Annotated in this window: 18 protein-coding genes; 8 read left to right on the top strand and 10 right to left on the bottom strand. The window is 61.9% G+C overall.

Annotated elements, in window-relative coordinates; translation table 11 throughout:
- The first annotated feature begins 67 nt into the window (after nt 1-67).
- Nucleotides 68-2350, top strand: coding sequence for a HelD family protein (locus V3587_RS18335; RefSeq protein WP_283377409.1), 2283 nt, complete (start codon nt 68-70; stop codon nt 2348-2350).
- Between the two features lie 83 nt (nt 2351-2433).
- Nucleotides 2434-2895, top strand: a complete 462-nt coding sequence (locus V3587_RS18340) for a DUF732 domain-containing protein (protein ID WP_003944104.1) — start codon at nt 2434-2436, stop codon at nt 2893-2895.
- 1 nt (nt 2896) lies between these two features.
- Here the strand turns inward: V3587_RS18340 and V3587_RS18345 are convergent, their stop codons facing one another.
- The 3 genes from V3587_RS18345 to uvrB all read right to left on the bottom strand — a co-directional run bounded on the left by V3587_RS18345 (nt 2897) and on the right by uvrB (nt 6621).
- Nucleotides 2897-3349 (bottom strand): universal stress protein, encoded by a 453-nt coding sequence (locus V3587_RS18345; protein WP_003944055.1) that lies wholly within the window; start codon nt 3347-3349, stop codon nt 2897-2899.
- Between the two features lie 188 nt (nt 3350-3537).
- Complete coding sequence (locus tag V3587_RS18350) at nt 3538-4413, bottom strand: SCO6745 family protein (protein WP_007728746.1); 876 nt, start codon at nt 4411-4413, stop codon at nt 3538-3540.
- A 45-nt stretch (nt 4414-4458) separates the two neighbouring features.
- On the bottom strand, nt 4459-6621 hold the full coding sequence (uvrB, locus tag V3587_RS18355; RefSeq protein WP_007728743.1) for an excinuclease ABC subunit UvrB: 2163 nt from the start codon (nt 6619-6621) through the stop codon (nt 4459-4461).
- Nucleotides 6622-6707: 86 nt separating this feature from the next.
- On the opposite strand from uvrB, the gene V3587_RS18360 reads away from it, so the two are divergent.
- Nucleotides 6708-7226, top strand: coding sequence for a DUF402 domain-containing protein (locus V3587_RS18360; protein ID WP_054187412.1), 519 nt, complete (start codon nt 6708-6710; stop codon nt 7224-7226).
- A gap of 3 nt (nt 7227-7229) precedes the next feature.
- On the opposite strand, the gene coaE is transcribed toward V3587_RS18360, so the two are convergent.
- On the bottom strand, nt 7230-8444 hold the full coding sequence (gene coaE, locus V3587_RS18365) for a dephospho-CoA kinase (RefSeq protein ID WP_218748567.1): 1215 nt from the start codon (nt 8442-8444) through the stop codon (nt 7230-7232).
- A gap of 159 nt (nt 8445-8603) precedes the next feature.
- Between coaE and V3587_RS18370 the strand changes: the two genes are divergently transcribed.
- The gene (locus tag V3587_RS18370; RefSeq protein WP_003944056.1) at nt 8604-8819 is read left to right on the top strand and encodes a hypothetical protein; all 216 of its coding nucleotides are present in this window, start codon (nt 8604-8606) and stop codon (nt 8817-8819) included.
- Between the two features lie 179 nt (nt 8820-8998).
- Here V3587_RS18370 and rpsA read toward each other — a convergent pair whose 3' ends face one another.
- Nucleotides 8999-10486 (bottom strand): 30S ribosomal protein S1, encoded by a 1488-nt coding sequence (rpsA, locus tag V3587_RS18375; RefSeq protein WP_283377410.1) that lies wholly within the window; start codon nt 10484-10486, stop codon nt 8999-9001.
- 337 nt (nt 10487-10823) lie between these two features.
- On the opposite strand from rpsA, the gene V3587_RS18380 reads away from it, so the two are divergent.
- Complete coding sequence (locus V3587_RS18380; RefSeq protein WP_007728737.1) at nt 10824-11669, top strand: class I SAM-dependent methyltransferase; 846 nt, start codon at nt 10824-10826, stop codon at nt 11667-11669.
- Nucleotides 11670-11672: 3 nt separating this feature from the next.
- On the opposite strand, the gene V3587_RS18385 is transcribed toward V3587_RS18380, so the two are convergent.
- The 4 genes from V3587_RS18385 to V3587_RS18400 all read right to left on the bottom strand — a co-directional run bounded on the left by V3587_RS18385 (nt 11673) and on the right by V3587_RS18400 (nt 15563).
- Nucleotides 11673-12434, bottom strand: a complete 762-nt coding sequence (locus V3587_RS18385) for an amino acid ABC transporter ATP-binding protein (protein ID WP_019748634.1) — start codon at nt 12432-12434, stop codon at nt 11673-11675.
- Complete coding sequence (locus V3587_RS18390; RefSeq protein ID WP_019748635.1) at nt 12431-13387, bottom strand: amino acid ABC transporter permease; 957 nt, start codon at nt 13385-13387, stop codon at nt 12431-12433. The genes V3587_RS18385 and V3587_RS18390 overlap by 4 nt, the downstream gene beginning before the upstream one ends.
- Complete coding sequence (locus V3587_RS18395) at nt 13387-14301, bottom strand: ABC transporter substrate-binding protein (RefSeq protein WP_411742246.1); 915 nt, start codon at nt 14299-14301, stop codon at nt 13387-13389. The genes V3587_RS18390 and V3587_RS18395 overlap by 1 nt, the downstream gene beginning before the upstream one ends.
- 164 nt (nt 14302-14465) lie before the next feature.
- The gene (locus V3587_RS18400; protein ID WP_283377411.1) at nt 14466-15563 is read right to left on the bottom strand and encodes an isocitrate/isopropylmalate dehydrogenase family protein; all 1098 of its coding nucleotides are present in this window, start codon (nt 15561-15563) and stop codon (nt 14466-14468) included.
- On the opposite strand from V3587_RS18400, the gene V3587_RS18405 reads away from it, so the two are divergent.
- Nucleotides 15529-16104, top strand: coding sequence for a 2'-5' RNA ligase family protein (locus tag V3587_RS18405; RefSeq protein WP_193595251.1), 576 nt, complete (start codon nt 15529-15531; stop codon nt 16102-16104). The two genes, V3587_RS18400 and V3587_RS18405, sit on opposite strands and share 35 nt — an antisense overlap.
- Here the strand turns inward: V3587_RS18405 and V3587_RS18410 are convergent.
- A complete protein-coding gene (locus V3587_RS18410; protein WP_050656519.1) occupies nt 16049-16978 on the bottom strand; it encodes a DMT family transporter in 930 nt (309 codons plus the stop codon). The two genes, V3587_RS18405 and V3587_RS18410, sit on opposite strands and share 56 nt — an antisense overlap.
- 213 nt (nt 16979-17191) lie before the next feature.
- Here V3587_RS18410 and V3587_RS18415 point away from each other — a divergent pair, with 213 nt between their 5' ends.
- Both V3587_RS18415 and trxA read left to right on the top strand, forming a co-directional pair.
- Nucleotides 17192-18187, top strand: coding sequence for a helix-turn-helix domain-containing protein (locus V3587_RS18415; RefSeq protein WP_003944097.1), 996 nt, complete (start codon nt 17192-17194; stop codon nt 18185-18187).
- Between the two features lie 74 nt (nt 18188-18261).
- On the top strand, nt 18262-18633 hold the full coding sequence (gene trxA, locus V3587_RS18420) for a thioredoxin (protein ID WP_003944106.1): 372 nt from the start codon (nt 18262-18264) through the stop codon (nt 18631-18633).
- Nucleotides 18634-18660 lie beyond the last annotated feature (27 nt).

Raw genomic sequence — 18660 nt, forward strand, 5'->3', positions numbered from 1 at the left:
CTGGGGGAACTAGACTGTCTTGGCGCTTTTGCAGCGCGTGAATTTCTCATCAAGCCTAGGAGATCCTTTGCCCGACGCGGACCCGTCACTGAACGAGCAAGAGCTCGAGCAGCAGTACGTGACGATGTTGTACTCCCGTCTCGACGATCTTCGAAAGTATGCCCAAACTCGCTTGAGCACGGTCCTCCTCGAGACCGGCGGAACCCCGCAAGCACGCAGCGAACGCGAATCCTTCAACGCCATGTACACCGAGGATCTCGCCAAGTACGACGCAGCCGAGAACGGAATGTGTTTCGGACGCATCGACTTCGACGACGAGCGACGCTACGTCGGCCGACTGGGAATCCTGGACACCGACAACGACTACGAAACGCTGCTCCTCGACTGGCGAGCTCCGATGGCACGCCCGTTCTATCTGGCGACGCCCGCGGCACCCGAGGGCGTGAAGCGGCGACGCCATATTCGCAGTCGGAGCCGCACAGTCACCGGCATCAACGACGAATACCTGGACCTCGACGCGGCCCGCGCCGCAGGCGTGGTGACCGAAGCCGGCGGCGTCGCCGGTGAGAGCGCTCTCCTGGACGCTCTGAACGCAGCGCGTACGGGTCAGATGAACGACATCGTCGAGACCATTCAGAGTGAGCAGGATGCCATCATCCGCTCCGAGCACAAGAGCGTTTTGGTCGTCCAGGGCGGTCCGGGTACCGGCAAAACCGCAGTCGCCCTTCACCGTGCCGCCTTCTTGCTCTACACCTACCGCCAGCAACTGGCCAAGGCCGGTGTTCTCATCATCGGGCCGAACGCGACGTTCCTCGACTACATCAGCCAGGTCCTTCCTTCACTCGGTGAGACCGGAGTTCTACTCTCGACGATCGGGGACCTGTACCCCGGAGTGCGTGCGACTCGTACGGATTCCCTCGCCGCCGGTGAGATCAAGGGTTCCCTCGCGATCCTCGACGTGCTCAAGAACGCCGTCCGGGATCGGCAGGAAGTTCCGTCGAAGCCGATTACCCTTCGATTCGACACGTACGACTTGAAGCTGGATCGAAAGACTGTCACGAAGGCGCGCGGGCGTGCTCGGTCGTCGCGTCGCCCACACAACCTGGCGCGCCCGATCTTCGTGGCAGCAGTCGTCGAGGCGTTGGCACTGCAGATGGCCGAACTCATCGGCGGAAACCTCGTCGACGGTGGGTCACTCCTCAGTCGGGACGACATCGCCGACATTCGCGACGAGATGCGTGAGGACCCGGACATCATGTCCGCCATCGCGAAGCTGTGGCCCGAATTGTCGCCGCAGCAAATCCTCGCGGAACTGTGGACGTCGCCGGCGAGGTTGGCCAAGGCAGCACCGCAACTCGACGACGCCCAACGCGACGAGCTTCTGCAGAGCGTCGGACCGGGTTTCAGTGCGGCCGATGCTCCCCTGCTCGACGAACTGGCCGAGATTCTCGGCGTCGACGACGCCGCCGAACGCGAACGCGCACAACGTGAATGGCGCGCGCAGATCGCCGACGCCCAGGGCGCCCTCGACATCCTCACCGGGTCTGCACCACAGGATCTCGAAGACGAGATGGATCCCGAGATCTTGATGGCGTACGACTTGATCGACGCCAGCCAACTCGCCCAACGCCACGATCAGGGCCAGCGCCAGACCACGGCAGAACGCGCTGCCGGCGACCGAACCTGGACCTACGGTCACGTGATCGTCGACGAAGCCCAAGAGCTCTCCGAAATGGCGTGGCGAATGCTGATGCGGCGCATACCGAATCGCTGGATGACGTTGGTCGGCGATACAGCTCAGACCGGTGATCCCGCGGGAACTTCGTCCTGGCAGAAGATTCTCGAGCCTTACGTCGCCAAGCGCTGGAAGCTCACCGAACTGACCGTCAACTACCGAACTCCCTCGGAGATCATGGATGTCGCGCACCGTGTGCTCGAAGAGATCGACCCGGAGCAATCCGTGCCCCGGTCGGTACGCGACAGCGGATTCGCGCCGTGGGCGCTCAAGACCACGGCCGAAGAATTGGAATCGACCGTGCGCCGTTGCATCGAGTCCGAGTCGCATCCCGGTATCACCGCAGTGATCGCCGGTTCCGAGGTCGTTGCCGATCTGGCGGGCATTGCGAGTGACACCGTAAGCGTCCTGTCCGTCAAGGACGTCAAGGGACTCGAGTTCGACACAGTGTTGATCGTCGAACCTGCCGACATTCTCGACGAGTCACCACGCGGAATGAACGACCTCTACGTCGCATTGACCCGCGCTACCCAGAGGCTCGGCATCATTCACGTCGAGTCGCTCCCCTCGGTTCTCGACGGCGTCGAAGCAGCAGAGTTGGCCTTCGATTCGTGAGCATCACGGAGTAGGTTCGTGCGTGACACCACGAATGGTGGTGTCACTCCAATTTGTGTCGACGACTGAAGGAATGACCCCTCGTGCTTGGCCTGCCCGCAAGTTCCGCCGCACCCATCCGCAAGATCGCTCGCGTGGTGATCGGCGTCGGGATGCTTGCGGCGGTGACAGCCGGTTGCTCAGAGGATGATTCGAGTTCGACGGCTGCTGCCGGCAGCGACGACATCGCTGCTGTTGCTGCCGCACCGACCGAAAAACCGGTAGACGAGGCAGAAAGGCTGCGGGCGGCGCTTGCGTCTACCGGGGTCACGCCCGCCTTTTCCGACGACATGTTGCAGGCGCTCGGTGACGGCGTCTGCCAGCAGCTCGCGGCCGGAACGGATCGAGCGATGATCATCGCGAATCTGCGGGCGGTATCGCTGAACGGAGCAAGCGAACCAATGGTCACCTCCGGAAACGGCTCGGCCGCATCGACAACACCCCCCAGCGCCGATCAGCTGGCTGAAGTGTTCGTCGATGCGGCCGAGGCCGACTACTGCCGGTAGTTCAGCGAACGGTGTGCACGATCAGGACATCGGACGTCGCCTTGCGAGCGGCATCGGAAGGCACCGATCCGAGTAGACGCCCGGTCAACGTGTTCAATCCGCGATTTCCGACGACCAGCAAGTCGCCCTTCACCTCGTCGAGCAAAGCGAGAAGCGATTCGACGGGAGCGCCGACGACGGCGCGCTCGACAACATCCTTTGCCCCCTGGGCATGTGCGCGCTCACGAGCGGTGCGAAGGATCTCGTAGGTCGGAGCGGAACCGGTGACCTGGTAGGCCTCGTTACCCAACGCATCAGCGGCAGCGCTCACGTCCTTGGGATCAGCCGGGTAGTACGCACACGCGATGACGAGCTGAGCGTCCGAGCCACTGGCAATGGCGGCAGCTCTGTCGACTGCCTTCAGTGACGACTCGGAGCCATCGGTTCCTACGACAACGGTCCGGTAGGCACTCATTCATTCCTCCATGGTTACGGGACGGACGGTACGGCCGGCACCGGGCGCAACGCTGTTGCGCCCGCTCGACAACCGCTGCGCTGACATTAGCGGGATTGTGCCGCGGATAGTGTTATTTGCAGTACACGCCACAAGCCCACAGTGAATGTGATTCTTCGTCACAGACACATTTGTTCGGTGGTGACCACTCAGCGAAGTTTGCCGAAGCGGGGCCCGAACAGCGCCGCCGGAAATACTTCCTGCTCGACCAGGGCGGTACGCCACGGCGTCGCCAATTCCAGCAACCGCTTGGCACCCTCCTCACCCAGCGCATCCCACGGAGCCAAAGCGAGGTCGTCCGTCAGGTCTTCGACGACGTCACGCAAGTCCTGCCCGTCCTCGGTCAGCGCACCGGACGAACGATCCAGCAGTTCGCGGTCCTTCAAACTCTCGACGGCCTCGTCCCACTGTTCCTGCGACCATCCGCGACGAGTCTGCGCGAATTTGCGCTGAAACCCGATTCCCGTCGCGGTGTGCGTGATCAACGCGTCCAGGCCGTTCAATCCCGCGGTCTGAAGGGCCGCAATGTGGCCGTCACCGCGATACTCACGCAGCAGTGTCAGCGCGTGCCAGAAACGCAGGTGCGGCTCGGCCGGCCAGTCGAGCGACGCCCAACCCGCGTACAGAGGGCGGCCGTCCACTCCAGGAATGTTCTGGGCAGCGATCGACACGAGTTCGGCGGCCTCGGCCATGTCCGCCGATCCTGTCACGTCTGCACCGAACAGGCGGACGTACGCCGCGTCGATTGCCCGATACCGCGCGGCGACAACCTCTGTGGGCCTTGCCAATTCCCAGGCACGTGGGATGACACTGGCGATCAATTCAGGATTGAAGTTGAAGAAGGTGGCCGTGACGACAGTCGCGGGTGGAGCGCCGAGCGGAGCTGATCGCCCGGCAAAGTACACCATTCGGCCAGGCTCCAACCCGACGCCGACAAGTTCCTTCTCCGTCTCCGGGACGAAGTACGCCAAGGAATGGAGAAGTTCGAGAGTCCGCGCGGTCTTGCCTGCAGTCTGTGCATCCATACCTGAAACCGTAGCGGTCGAAAGCACGAACGCACGCGAGGCGACCTACTTGAGACCCGCGGCGTCCATTCCTCGAAGCTCCTTCTTCAAATCCGAGATTTCGTCTCGCAATCGCCCAGCCAACTCGAACTGAAGGTCGCGGGCAGCGTTCATCATCTGATCGGTGAGTTCCTTGACCAGATCTGCCAATTCGGCGCGAGGCATCGATTTGGTGTCGCGCCCCTCGTACACACCCGCACTGACCGCACGACCGGCCTCACCCTGCGCACGCCGACCACGCGTCGCATTGCGACCCGAACCACCGACGTCCACGGACGCCGCAGTGTCCTCTGCCTCCTCGTACACCTGATCGAGAATGTCCGCGATCTTCTTGCGTAGAGGTTGTGGGTCGACGCCCATCTTCTCGTTGTAGGCGACCTGCTTCTCGCGTCGTCGCTCGGTTTCCTCGATGGCCTGCGCCATGGAAGCGGTGATCTTGTCCGCATACATGTGCACTTGACCGGATACATTTCGAGCCGCTCGGCCGATCGTCTGAATGAGGCTGGTGGAGCTACGTAGGAAACCTTCTTTGTCGGCATCGAGAATCGCGACCAGCGACACCTCGGGAAGGTCGAGTCCCTCACGCAGGAGGTTGATGCCGACCAGCACGTCGTACTCCCCCAGGCGGAGCTGACGGAGCAACTCGACTCGCCGGAGCGTATCGATATCCGAGTGCAGGTAGCGGACGCGAATACCGAGTTCGAGCAGGTAATCGGTCAGATCTTCCGACATCTTCTTGGTCAACGTGGTGACCAGCACACGCTCGTCACGTTCCGCTCGCTCGCGGATTTCGTGAACGAGATCGTCGATCTGTCCCTTGGTGGGTTTGACGATGACCTCGGGATCGATCAATCCGGTCGGGCGGATCACCTGCTCGACGAACTCACCGCCGGACTGACCCAACTCGTACTTACCTGGTGTCGCCGACAAGTAGACGGTCTGACCGATCCGCTGACTGAATTCTTCCCAAGTCAGAGGGCGGTTATCTGTTGCCGACGGTAGCCGGAATCCGAACTCGACCAGGTTTCGCTTGCGCGACATATCGCCCTCGTACATGGCGCCGATCTGAGGAACCGTCACGTGCGACTCGTCGATGACCAGAAGGAAATCTTCCGGGAAGTAGTCGATCAAGGTTGCGGGGGCAGTTCCAGGGCCACGGCCGTCGATGTGGCGCGAGTAGTTCTCGATGCCGGAGCAGAATCCGACCTGTTTGATCATCTCGAGGTCGTACTGCGTACGCATGCGCAGACGCTGAGCCTCGAGGAGCTTGCCCTTGCCTTCGAGCTCGGCGAGTCGCTCTTCGAGTTCCGCCTCGATGTCCTTGGCGGCACGCTCCATGCGTTCAGGGCCGGCGACGTAGTGCGTCGCCGGGAAGATACGAACCGTGTCGACCTGGCGAACGATGTCACCGGTCAGTGGATGGAGGTAGTACAGTGCCTCGATCTCGTCACCGAAGAATTCGATGCGGACCGCCAGCTCTTCGTACGACGGAATGATCTCGACCGTGTCGCCGCGCACGCGGAACGAACCTCGCGTGAACGCCATGTCGTTGCGGTTGTACTGAACGTCGACGAGCAGACGCAGGAACGCATCCCGCGGTACCTCCACACCGACGTCCAGCTGAATCGAGCGATCGAGGTACGACTGCGGTGTACCGAGGCCGTAGATGCACGACACCGAGGCCACCACGACCACGTCCCGTCGTGACAGAAGGCTGGACGTCGCCGAGTGGCGCAGCCGCTCGACATCGTCGTTGACGGACGAATCCTTCTCGATGTAGGTGTCCGTCTGGGCGATGTACGCCTCGGGTTGGTAGTAGTCGTAGTACGAGACGAAGTACTCGACCGCGTTGTTGGGTAGCATTTCCCGAAGCTCGTTCGCGAGCTGAGCCGCCAAAGTCTTGTTCGGAGCCATCACCAGAGCTGGGCGCTGCAGCTTCTCGATCAACCACGCAGTCGTGGCCGACTTACCGGTACCGGTCGCACCGAGGAGGACTACGTCCTTCTCCCCCTCGTTGATCCGTTTCTCCAGCTCGGCGATAGCTGCCGGCTGATCGCCTGCCGGTTCGTACGGGCTGACGACCTCGAAGCGCGCGTCTGAGCGCTCGATGTCACCAACCGGCCGAAACTCGGAATGCGCGACCACGGGATGTTCGGAAGCAAACGCCATGAAACCAGGGTAAGCGCACCTACCGACACAATGCCCGCTCGTCCGCGTTCAGCCGAAAATGCAGTTCGGCGGTAGGTTCTTCGACCATGAGCGAGGAACGTCCCCACATTCACCGGCCGAAGGTCGAAACCTTCGACATCGCAGCTCGCACCAACGTCGATCCCAAGGGCTTCGTTCGCCCGGTCGAGCACTACCGCGAAGAACCGTGGGGGTTGTACATGGCGCGTCACGCCGACCATCCCCGGTTTCACTACCTGGAGTCCTGGATCATTCCCGAACTCGGAATTCGGGCGTCGATCCTGCACTTCACCCCGGAACACATCCGAGACTGGGATTTCTATGTCGACATCGGCGACTTCATCCGCGGCGACCAGGTCTGGACGTCCGAGGACCACTACCTCGACCTGATTGTGCAGACCGGACGCAGCGTCGAATTGCTCGACGTCGACGAATTGCTCGAGGCGAACACCGCCGGGATTCTCGACCCGAAGACGTCAGAGCGTGCGATGCTGAACGCGGCCCGCGCTATCGACGGCATCGCCGCCCACGGTCACGATCTCGACGCCTGGCTCACCTCGGTGGGCATGCCGGTCACGTGGCGCTAGTGGTTAGAGGGACCAGCCTGATTTCTCGGCCCACTCCCATGCCCGGTGGAAAGCGGCGTCGAACCACGGCGTCTTGACTCCCAGGTAGGCGTCGATCGCAGCGGCGTAGTCGTCGATGCCTGCGGCACTCTCGGCTGCCTTGACCTTGAGTTCGGCATATTCGGCACGCGCCGACGCATCGGCGCGAAGCCAGTCGCGGAACAGGATCGCGAACTGCTGACCTGGCCAACCGTCCACCCGAATGTGAATGTTCGCGCGGCGCCCTGGATCGGCACTCCCGTGGATCCGCTTCGCCCACACTGCCGGATCGGTCTCGCCACCGAGGTACGACGGTTTCGGGTCGTCGGCGACGATGTGCTCGATCCGGGGGAACCCGGCAGCGGCCAGATCTTCCGCGAGGTCGTCGGCAACGCCGAGGTGCTCGACAGTGATCTGAATGTCGATCACGTCCTTGGCATCGAGACCAGGCACTGCGGTCGATCCGATGTGATCGATACGGCGCGCGCGGTCACCGGACGCCAACGACAACCGGCCGATGATTCGTTCGGCCTGCGCCGGCCACGACGGGTCGGCTGGAGTCAGCTCGGGCAGTGCGCGCACTACCGTGCCCTCGCGGAGGTTCTTCTCGAAGGGAACAAGTCGATTCGCCCACAAGTCGCGGACCACGTCGTCGAGTGAACCCGGCTCTCCGCTGTTGTCGAGCCACACGTCGGCAACAGCACGACGCTGATCGTCATTTGCCTGCGCTGCGATGCGCGCACGAGCGTCGGATTCAGGCATGCCGCGCGAGCCCACCAAGCGTCGAACTCGTTCCTCCTCGTCGACGTAGACGATGACGACCAGATTGAATGCCGGCGCCATCGCACCCTCGACCAACAGCGGAATATCTTGAACGAGCACTGCATCCGACGGCGCAGACGAAATCTGCTCCATCGTCCGCGCACCGATCAGTGGGTGGAGGATGCCGTTGAGAGTTCCGCGTGACGTGTCGTCGGCAAACGCCAACGACGCCAGCGCGGGTCGGTTGAGGCTGCCGTCCTCGGACAGAATCCCGTCGCCGAATGCATCGACCAGAGCGGCAAGTCCCGGGGTACCGGGCTCGACCACTTCTCGGGCGATCAGGTCGGCGTCGACGATGACGGCTCCCAGTTCGCTGAGGATTTTCGACACTGTCGACTTACCGGCTCCGATGCCTCCAGTGAGGCCAACTCTCAACACACTCGACAGTCTCTCATCTCCGCGCCCGAGAGATTCAGACACGCCTACTGATCGAACACGCCGGGGCGTTCGAGGCTCAAATACCACAATTTCGGTGACCGTGCGGTTATGTTCTAGCGAACGCACCTGTACCTGCACCTTCTCGAGAAAGTGGACGCCATGCGAGCAGATCGCGACCATCACGGTCAGCACCGCCTCGGAATGCCGAACGGCGTGCACTGCATAGAGTTTCCCGAAGTTGCTTTTGCCCTGGCAGAGCACCGTCGTACGTGGTTCACGATGCTCGTGAGCCAAGGCCGACACAGCTTCGCGTCGATGCGTAAGCGCACAGCCGAAGCGACCGCCACCTACTGGGTGCCTGCTCCCGCAAACTGAGTTCTCTTCACGAAGTACAAAATGACCGGCAACCCTTCGGTGCCGGTCATTTTTGTGTTCACTCACTGAATTGATTCTTCGCTCGCAAGTGACACCTGGCAGAGAAAAGAACCCCGCCCCTGCACGTGCAGGGGCGGGGTTCTTCACAGATCTCGCCTGATCAGATCAAGCGGTAATCCTTATGCGTTGCCCGACAGCTTCTCGCGAAGTGCGGCGAGCTGTGCATCGCTGGCAAGCGATCCGCCAGCGGACTCGGCCGGAGCGGAGCCGGCAGCAGCCGGAGCCTCGGCGTCGTCTGCAGCAGCCGTCTCCGAGGAGTAGCCGGCAGCAGCGGTGGCAGCCTCAGCGGCCTCGTCTGCAGCGGTCTTCTCCATCTGAGCGGTGTGCATCTTGTGGCGACGCTCAGCCTCGGCGTAGCGGTTCTCCCACTCTTCACGCTGCTTGTCGAAGCCCTCGAGCCATTCGTTGGTCTCGGGATCGAAGCCCTCGGGGAAGATGTAGTTGCCCTGCTCGTCGTACGAGTCGGCCATGCCGTACTTGGACGGATCGAACTCGGCGTTGTAATCCTCGTTGGCCTGCTTCAGCGACAGCGAGATACGACGACGCTCGAGGTCGATGTCGATGACCTTGACGAGTGCATCGTCGCCGACGCCGACAACCTGGTCCGGAACCTCGACGTGGCGCTCAGCGAGCTCCGAGATGTGAACGAGGCCTTCGATTCCCTCTTCGACGCGCACGAATGCACCGAACGGAACCAGCTTCGTGACCTTGCCGGGCACGATCTGGCCGATGGCGTGCGTGCGGGCGAACTGACGCCACGGATCTTCCTGCGTTGCCTTGAGCGACAGGGAGACGCGCTCGCGGTCCAGGTCGACGTCGAGAACCTCGACGGTGACCTCGGTGCCGACCTCGACAACCTCGGACGGGTGATCGATGTGCTTCCAAGACAGCTCGGAAACGTGAACCAGACCGTCTACGCCGCCCAGGTCCACGAATGCACCGAAGTTGACGATGGAGGACACGACGCCCTTGCGGACCTGGCCCTTCTGGAGCTGGTGCAGGAATTCGCTGCGAACCTCGGACTGAGTCTGCTCGAGCCATGCGCGGCGCGACAGGACCACGTTGTTGCGGTTCTTGTCGAGCTCGATGATCTTGGCCTCGATCTCCTTGCCGACGTACGGCTGGAGGTCGCGGACGCGACGCATTTCGACGAGCGAAGCGGGGAGGAAGCCACGAAGACCGATGTCAAGGATGAGGCCGCCCTTGACGACCTCGATGACGGTGCCCTTGACGGCCTCGTCCTTCTCCTTGAGCTCCTCGATGGTGCCCCAGGCACGCTCGTACTGAGCGCGCTTCTTCGACAGGATCAGTCGACCTTCTTTGTCCTCCTTGGTGAGGACGAGAGCCTCGACCGCATCTCCCACGGAGACGACCTCATTGGGGTCGACGTCGTGCTTGATGGAGAGCTCACGAGAAGGGATGACGCCTTCGGTCTTGTAACCGATGTCGAGCAGAACCTCGTCGCGGTCGACCTTGACGATGGTTCCTTCGACGATGTCGCCATCGTTGAAGTACTTGATCGTGGCATCGATGGCGGCGAGGAAGTCGTCGGCGGAGCCAATGTCGTTAATGGCAACCTGCGGCGAGGTGACGGTTGTGGAGGGCATATGTTGAATTGCTCCGGACGAGTTGTGGTCGGTTGATGGATTTTGTCGGACGAGATGCGCGACTGTGGCGTACAAATGTTGGAAGTACTTTGTGAAGTACTAGATCGAAGTACCCAGCTGCATCAATAACGAACAACCGAATACCGGATCACATTCCACACCGCGGAAGCGCACCGCGAGCTCCCTCGGTCCGACTGATTCCGAGACCTTGGTAAAGATCTCGTATAGACAATCGGTCGGATGACAGACACTCGCGTGAGTAAGACTACGCGTCGGCTATCTTGCCGGGCAAACCCGGGTACCCTGCGCCCGCATCACCCGTTCTACTGTGTTGTTCATGTCTGACGAGCGCCATGCCGCTGCCAATTCCATTCTCGGTACCAGCGGCGTCGGCCGAGTCCGTGTCGATTCAAGTGCCAGCGACCGCGCCAGCCGTGCGTGGTGGGACGCCGACGCCGACGATTACCACCGAACCCACGGCGAGTTTCTGGGCGTGAACAGCGCGGAAGGTGAATTCGTCTGGTGCCCCGAAGGGCTGCACGAGGGCGATCACCACTTGCTCGGCGACATAGTCGACAAAGACATATTGGAAGTGGGTTGCGGCTCCGCGCCGTGCGCCCGATGGCTCGCCGGACACGGTGCTCGGGCCGTCGGTCTCGACATCTCGATGGGGATGCTCGCCCGCGGGCAGGACGCGATGAATGCCGGCGGGCCGGCAGTCCCGTTGATTCAGGCAAGTGCGGAACTCCTGCCGTTTGCCGACGAGAGTTTCGACATCGTTTGTTCTGCGTTCGGCGCCGTCCCGTTCGTTGCCGATTCGCAGCGAGTGATGAACGAAGTCGCCCGGGTTCTGCGTCCCGGCGGATCGTGGGTCTTTGCCGTCAACCATCCGATTCGATGGATCTTCCCCGACGATCCCGGGCCGAAGGGCTTGACCGCGACCCTCCCCTACTTCGACCGCACCCCGTACGTCGAGGTCGATGACAACGGAGTCCCCACCTACGTCGAGCATCACCGCACCATCGGCGACCGGGTTCGTGAGATCGTCGCGGCCGGACTTCAGGTGCGCGACATCATCGAGCCCGAATGGCCGGAGTGGTTGGACCGCGAATGGGGACAGTGGAGTCCCCTGCGCGGCCAACTCTTTCCGGGCACTGCAATTTTCAGCGCCGTCAAACCCTGACGGCTACAGCAGCTTCGACAGGAAAGCCTTGGTCCGGTCGTGCTGAGGATTGGCCAGGAGTTCCCGCGGCTCGCCTGCCTCGACCACAACTCCCCCGTCCATGAACACCAACTGGTCGGCGACTTCGCGGGCGAATCCCATCTCGTGGGTGACGACCACCATCGTCATACCTTCTTTGGCCAACTGCTTCATCACGGTGAGAACTTCACCGACCAGTTCGGGGTCGAGCGCGGACGTCGGCTCGTCGAACAGCATGAGCTTCGGGTCCATCGCGAGAGCGCGGGCGATGGCAACTCTTTGCTGCTGACCACCCGACAACTGGGCCGGGTAGGCGTTGGCTTTGGCGCTCAACCCGACCTGATCGAGGAGGTCCTTCGCTCGTTCGACAGCCTTCTTCTTACTGACGCGCTTCACCTGCGTCGGCGCTTCGATGATGTTCTCGAGAGCGGTGCGGTGCGGGAACAGATTGAAGTGCTGAAACACCATCCCGATGTCGCGGCGTTGTTTGGCCGCTGCTCGCGGGTGAAGTTCGTACAGTTTTCCGTTCTTCTCCGAGTAGCCCACCAGGTCGCCGTCGACGTACAGTCGGCCGGCGTTGACCTGCTCGAGGTGATTGATGCAGCGCAAGAACGTCGACTTGCCTGATCCGGACGGACCGACGAGACACAGGACCTGACCGGGGTCGATTTCGAGCGAAATCCCTTTCAGGACCTCCAATGCGCCGAAGTTCTTACAAACTCGGTCTGCTTTCACCATGGGTGTCATTTGCGTTCTCCTCCGGGGGTATCCGGAAGCGTTTCCACTACCGTAGCTTTTCCTTGCGCGTCGGCCAGTGCCTGAAGTTGGCGCGTGGTCAGTGCTCGGGTTGCGCCCTTCGAATAGTGACGCTCGACGTAGTACTGCCCGATCATGAGCAGACTCGTGATTGCGAGGTACCACGTCGCCGCCACCATCAACAGGGGAATCGGCTCGAAGTTGGCGCCCGAGATATCGCGCGCTCGACCGTACAACTCGAAGCTGTAAGGGACCGCCGTCACGAGCGAGGTGGTCTTGAGCATGCTGATGACCTCGTTACCGGTCGGCGGAATGATGACGCGCATCGCCTGCGGTAGAACGGTTCGTCGCATCGTCTGACTCCACGTCATACCCAATGCAACAGATGCTTCGGTCTGGCCCTCGTTGACCGAACTCACGCCGGCGCGGACGATCTCGGCCATGTAGGCGGCCTCGTTCAATGCCAAACCGATCACGGCAAACAGAAACGCTGCCTGCAAGTCCTGGAGATTGATGTGCGCAAACTGATGTACGAAGGGAATACCGAGATCGATGCTCTTGTAAATCGACGGGAACAGGCCCCAGAAGACCAACTGCACGTAGACAGGTGTTCCTCGAAAGATCCACAGATAGCCCCAAGCCGCGGCGCGAAGCACCGGGTTGGGAGAGAGTCGCATGACTGCCAGAATCACACCGAGGACGATCGCGATCACCATTGCCAGCACCGTCAGCTGGATCGTTGTCCACGCACCAGCGGAGATGCGTTTGTCGAACAGATACTGACCGTAAGTCCCCCATGCAAAGGCTTCGTTGGTCGCCGCGCCGTAAACGAACAGTCCGAAGAGGACCACGACGACGACCGCGGCAATCCAACGACCAGGTCTGCGTAGTGGAATTGCCTTGATCGGCACCGGATCGCCGGTCTCAGTTGTTGTCATGTTCATCAGCTTTCCGCGCCGTTGATCTTGGATACTTCGATGACGCCGGCCTCGACACTCCAGGTCTGCGCGATCTGTTGATAGACACCGTTGTCGATCAGGTACTGCATTGCCTGCTGCAGGGCGGGACCGAGGGCGGAGCCCTTCACGATCGGCCAGCCGTAAGGCGCCGAATCGAAGGGTTCTCCCGCAGCTTCCATCCGGCCCTTGCTCCGTTTGATCGCATAGCCGGTCACTGGTGAATCAGCGGACAGCGCGTCGACTCGACCGAGAATGAGCGCGTTGGCCGCGTCGTCCTGGCTGTCGTACTTGATCTTGTCGATCGGGGGTTTGCCCTCGGCCACGCAGGCCTCGCTCTTGGCGGGCACCTCGTCGATGTCCTCGGTGGTCGTGGTCTGCACCGCCACCCGAAGCCCGCACGCATTGTTCGGATCGACTGGCTTGTCCGGCCGCTGGGCCCACTGGATACCCGCGCTGTAGTACGTGACAAAGTCGACCGTCTTCTCGCGCTCCTTGGAGTCGGTGAACGAAGACATGCCGAGGTCGTAGCTTCCCGACTGAATAGCAGGGATGATCTTGTCGAAGTCGGCTTGGTTATAGACAGCTTCGACCCCGAGCACAGTCGCCACTGCGTTCATGATGTCGACGTCGAAGCCGACGATTTTGCCATTCTCATCTTTGAATTCGTTTGGTGCGTAAGGAATGTTGACCCCGACCTGCAGCTTGCCCGACTCCCTGACGTTCGGGGGCAACAGGGCGGCGATCTCGGGCACCTTCTGGATGTCAAGTGGCGGCCCCTCCGGAACGAGGCCCTCGTTGTTGGTCACACACCCGCCGCACAGTGCGACGATCAAGCCCACCAACAAGACTCGCACCACGTTGGTGCGGATACGCCCGCCACTGCTCGAGCCATAACTCACGCCACGTGGCCTTGGTGCCCGTGCGTTTTCATCGACCACGACTCTGCTCTCCACTCGTCGATCGCCGCACTTGCAACGTCCATCCGAAATTCAGTCGAACGGTAGGTTACGGCAGGAGTTCCACCGTCGCCGACTTCGCAAGATTCCGGCCTGTCGTACAAGAATCAGCGACGCAGAGTGTGTGCGTACACGACTTCGGAAAATTCGCTGGTCGATGCCAAACCGCCGAGGTCGGCGGTCGCGATGCCCGACGCGATGGTCGTGCGAACGGCATCTGAAATCCGGCGTGCTGCCGCAGACAACAACCGATCGCCACGCGCATCACCGAGCCAGTCGAGCATCATTGCACTCGAGAGGAACAGTGCCGTCGGGTTCGCCCGATTCTTCCCGGCGATGTCGGGTGCGGCACCGTGCGCAGCCTGAGCCATGACCTGCGTCTCGGAAGCGTTGATCGACGGCGCGGTTCCGAGTGAACCGGACAGCTCGCCCGCCAGATCCGACAAGATGTCGCCGAACATGTTTTCCGTCACCACGACATCGAAGTCGCCGCCGCGCCGAACCAGGTGCGCCGCCATCGCGTCGACGTGCTCGTCGTCGACAACGACGTGCGGGTACTCCGCAGCGACGGTTCGGCAGGCGTCACGGAACAGGCCGGTGGTCAGTGTGAGAACGTTGGCTTTGTGGACGATCGTGACGTGATTGCGCCGTCGCGACGCCAACGCGAAGGCAGTGCGTGCGATCCGTTCACACGCAGCGCGGGTGAACACACCGACGGCCAGCGCGATGTCGGGCGTCGGCATGAACTCGCCGCTGCCGACTGCCATGTTCCGATCCGCGTACAACCCCTCGGTGTTCTCACGGACGATCACCAGATCCATGTCGGGGACCATCGCCTTGACACCGGGGAACGCCGCTGCCGGCCGAATGTTCGCGAACAACTCGAACTTTTTCCGGATGACGCCGCCGGGTGTGAGTTGTCCGCGAAACCTCTCCGGATAGGACGCGCTGTCGTGGGGTCCGAGAATCCAACCCTGCAGCTGCCCCAACGAATCGATGGTCTCGTCGGGAATCGGTGTGCCGTGGCTGTCGATGGCCGTGCTCCCGAGCGGAAGCTCGACCCACTCGACGGGCGGAGCATGAACCGCTGACAACGCCGCATCCACGATCTGCCGTGTCGCCGGGACGATTTCGTGGCCGATTCCGTCGCCGTGCATGAGTCCCAGCCGCATGGCCGAAGTACCGATTGCGCTCGCACCTGTCATCAGGCAATCATTGCTCACCATGGTCCAGTCGGTGGAATTGCTCCTCGATCCAGTGAGTGAGTCGGCAGTCCGAGCACAGTGGCAGCTTCTCGCCGACGCCGGTTTACCAAGTCAGGCCTCTCATCACAGCCCGTCCAACCGTCCGCACATCACACTGTTCGTCGCCCGTGAGATCCCCGCGGAGGTCGACGGACTGTTGAAGCGGCGCTTCTCGGCCCCTGACTTCGAGGTCCGACTCGGTGGCTACATCGTGTTCGGCGGCAAGCAGATGGTCTTGGCGCGCTCGGTCATTCCTTCGCGCGCACTCCTTCACCTGCACCGAGAAATAGCCGAGGCAACCGTTGGTTCGACGGCGCTTCCCGCCCACGTCGAGCCCGGCGGGTGGACTCCTCATGTGACGCTCGCCCGACGCGTCGAACCTGCACGTCTGGGTGAAGCCATTGCCCTGGTCGGTAACGACGTGATTCACGGGCGCAGCGGCGCGATCAGGCGCTGGGACGGCGAACAGAAGACGGAGTGGTTACTGACGCCGCCGCTGTGACAGATCGGGTTGCACGTCGGGTCACCAGGATTCCCGCGATCACCGCGAGTGCACCAACCGGCTGATTCCAGCCAACGCTTTCGTTCAAGACTATTGCGCCGAGAGCGACGCCCACCACTGGACTGAGGTAAGTGACGGTGGACGCCGCAGTCGGCCCCCACCCCTGAACGACATTGGTGTTCCAGATGAATGCGAGCCCGGTCCCCAGTGCGCCCAGAGCGATCATCGACAGGACAACTGCCGGCGTCAGGTGCATCGGTGTATTCGCGATGACCGGTGAGGCCAGAACCATCACGAATGCACCGATACTGATCTGTAATAGCGCGACCGTGCGGGTGTCGACGCCGAGAGGAAGCACGAAACGTCTGAGGTAGACAAACGAAATCCCGTACGAGGCAGTCGCTCCCAGGCAAGCGACCTGAGAACTGACACTTCCGCCGACGCCGAGATTCCACGGCGCCAATACGATCAGCACCCCACCGAATCCGAGAAGCAACCCCAGCGATTTGTATCGCGTCAGCGTCTCCCCCGGCAGAAAGGCAAGGGAGACAGCCATAGTCATCAGTGGCGTGGTGGCGTTGTAGATGCTCGCGAGTCCCGAAGACATGTTTTGCTCCGCCCAACTGAACAGCAGCCACGGCACGATGCATTGTGTCGCTGCGAGAAAAGCCATGTGTTTCCAGACGCGAAAGTCCCTCGGTAGGCCGATCCGGCTGACCGCTGACACGAGAACCAGCGCGAGCGCACCGAAGACCAAGCGCCACAGAACTACCTGCGTGAAGGACAGACCTTCGAGCCCGATCTTCATGAAGAGGAAACTGGCTCCCCACACCACCGCAGCTGCGGTGTATTGAAAGGCCAGACTTGCCCTCAAAGGGTGAAGTCTCCGTGCGGACTGACGTCGTGACGAGTGTCGGGCGTTCGGCCGGCAAGAGCTAGTACGTTCAGGACCAGTAGGACCAAGACGCTGATGACGATGATTGCCATGTGTCCAGCCTGACGGAATGTCCCACGTGGCAGTAGTGGCAGAAAAGCCAGACTTGGACGATTTTCTGCCACTTTCCTGTTTTTCTGTCACACTCGAAAGATGCTCGCGAAAGTGGTGGTCCCACTGATGCCGATGACCGAGGCGTTCGAACTCGGCGTCGCATGTGAAGTCTTCGGCTTCGACCGATCCGACGACGGCCTCCCCACGTACGACTTCTCTCTGATCGCCGCAGTTCCGGGTCCGATCCGAACGCGGTTCGGGTACAACATCGATGTTCCGTACAACCTCGATTCTCTCGACGACGCCGATCTCATCGTCGTGTCCGCCGGCGGAACCTACGACGCCGGCGACGCGTACATGTGCTCACCGAGTCCCGACTCGAGTGTCGATCCCCTGTTGGTCAAACTCAACGAGGCCGTAGCCCGGGGCGCCAAGGTGGCGAGTCTGTGCACCGGAGCGTTTGTCCTCGGGGCGGCTGGACTACTGGACGGAAGGCGATGCACGACGCATTGGCGGCATGCAGAGAGGCTTGCCCAGACGTATCCGGAAGCCAAGGTCGATCCGGACGTGTTGTACGTGGACGAAGATCCGGTGTTCACCAGCGCAGGCACCGCGGCAGGAATTGACCTGTGCCTGCACATCGTCCGAAAAGAACAGGGTTCTCGCGTTGCCAATGGCATCGCGAGAAGGATGGTGGTGCCGCCCCATCGTGACGGTGGGCAAGCCCAGTACGTTGCCACTCCCCTCGCCTCGACGCCGAGTGCAACCCTTGCCCCGCTCCTCGACTGGATGACGGAGAACCTCGCCCTCGACCTCACTGTGGGCATGGTCGCAGCCCGCGCGAACATGTCCGCGCGCACGTTCGCGCGCCGTTTCCAAGCGGAAACGGGAACAACCCCCGCCCGCTGGCTCAGCGATCAGCGAGTACTGGCCGCCCAACATCTCCTCGAGAATTCCGACCTCTCCGTCGACGTCATCGCAGAACGCGTCGGATTCGGCGGCGGTGCCGTGCTTCGCCAGCACTTCATTCGTCTGCGTTGCACCACGCCGCAGGCCTACCGCCGGACGTTTCGGGCGACCGAGAACGCAAGCTGAAATCGGCTCAGGGAAGAATCAGCGGTTCCGGGGCGTTGCACACACCAACAGCCCGCACAATGGAAAGGACCCCTGTGGCCACCCAGACACTCACCCAGCAGAACTTCGACGAAACGATCAACGGCAGCGACGTCGTCCTCGTGGACTTCTGGGCCTCCTGGTGCGGCCCGTGCCGCCAGTTCGCACCGACGTTCGAAGCCTCTTCGGAGAAGCATGCCGACGTCGTTCACGCCAAGGTCGACACCGAGGCCGAGCAGGGAATCGCAGCGGCCGCCAACATCCGCTCCATCCCCACGATCATGGCCTTCCGCGAAGGCGTACTCGTGTTCAACCAGGCCGGCGCGCTTCCCGCCGCTCAGCTCGAGGAGCTCGTCACTCAGGTCAAGGCACTCGACATGGACGAGGTCCGCAAGCAGATCGCAGAGCAGACCGCATCTGCTGAATAGCGTGAAAAGGCTGGGCCGGAATCGAAG

The organism is Rhodococcus sp. IEGM 1306 (assembly GCF_036541985.1).
Taxonomy (GTDB): Bacteria; Actinomycetota; Actinomycetes; order Mycobacteriales; family Mycobacteriaceae; genus Rhodococcus_F; species Rhodococcus_F qingshengii.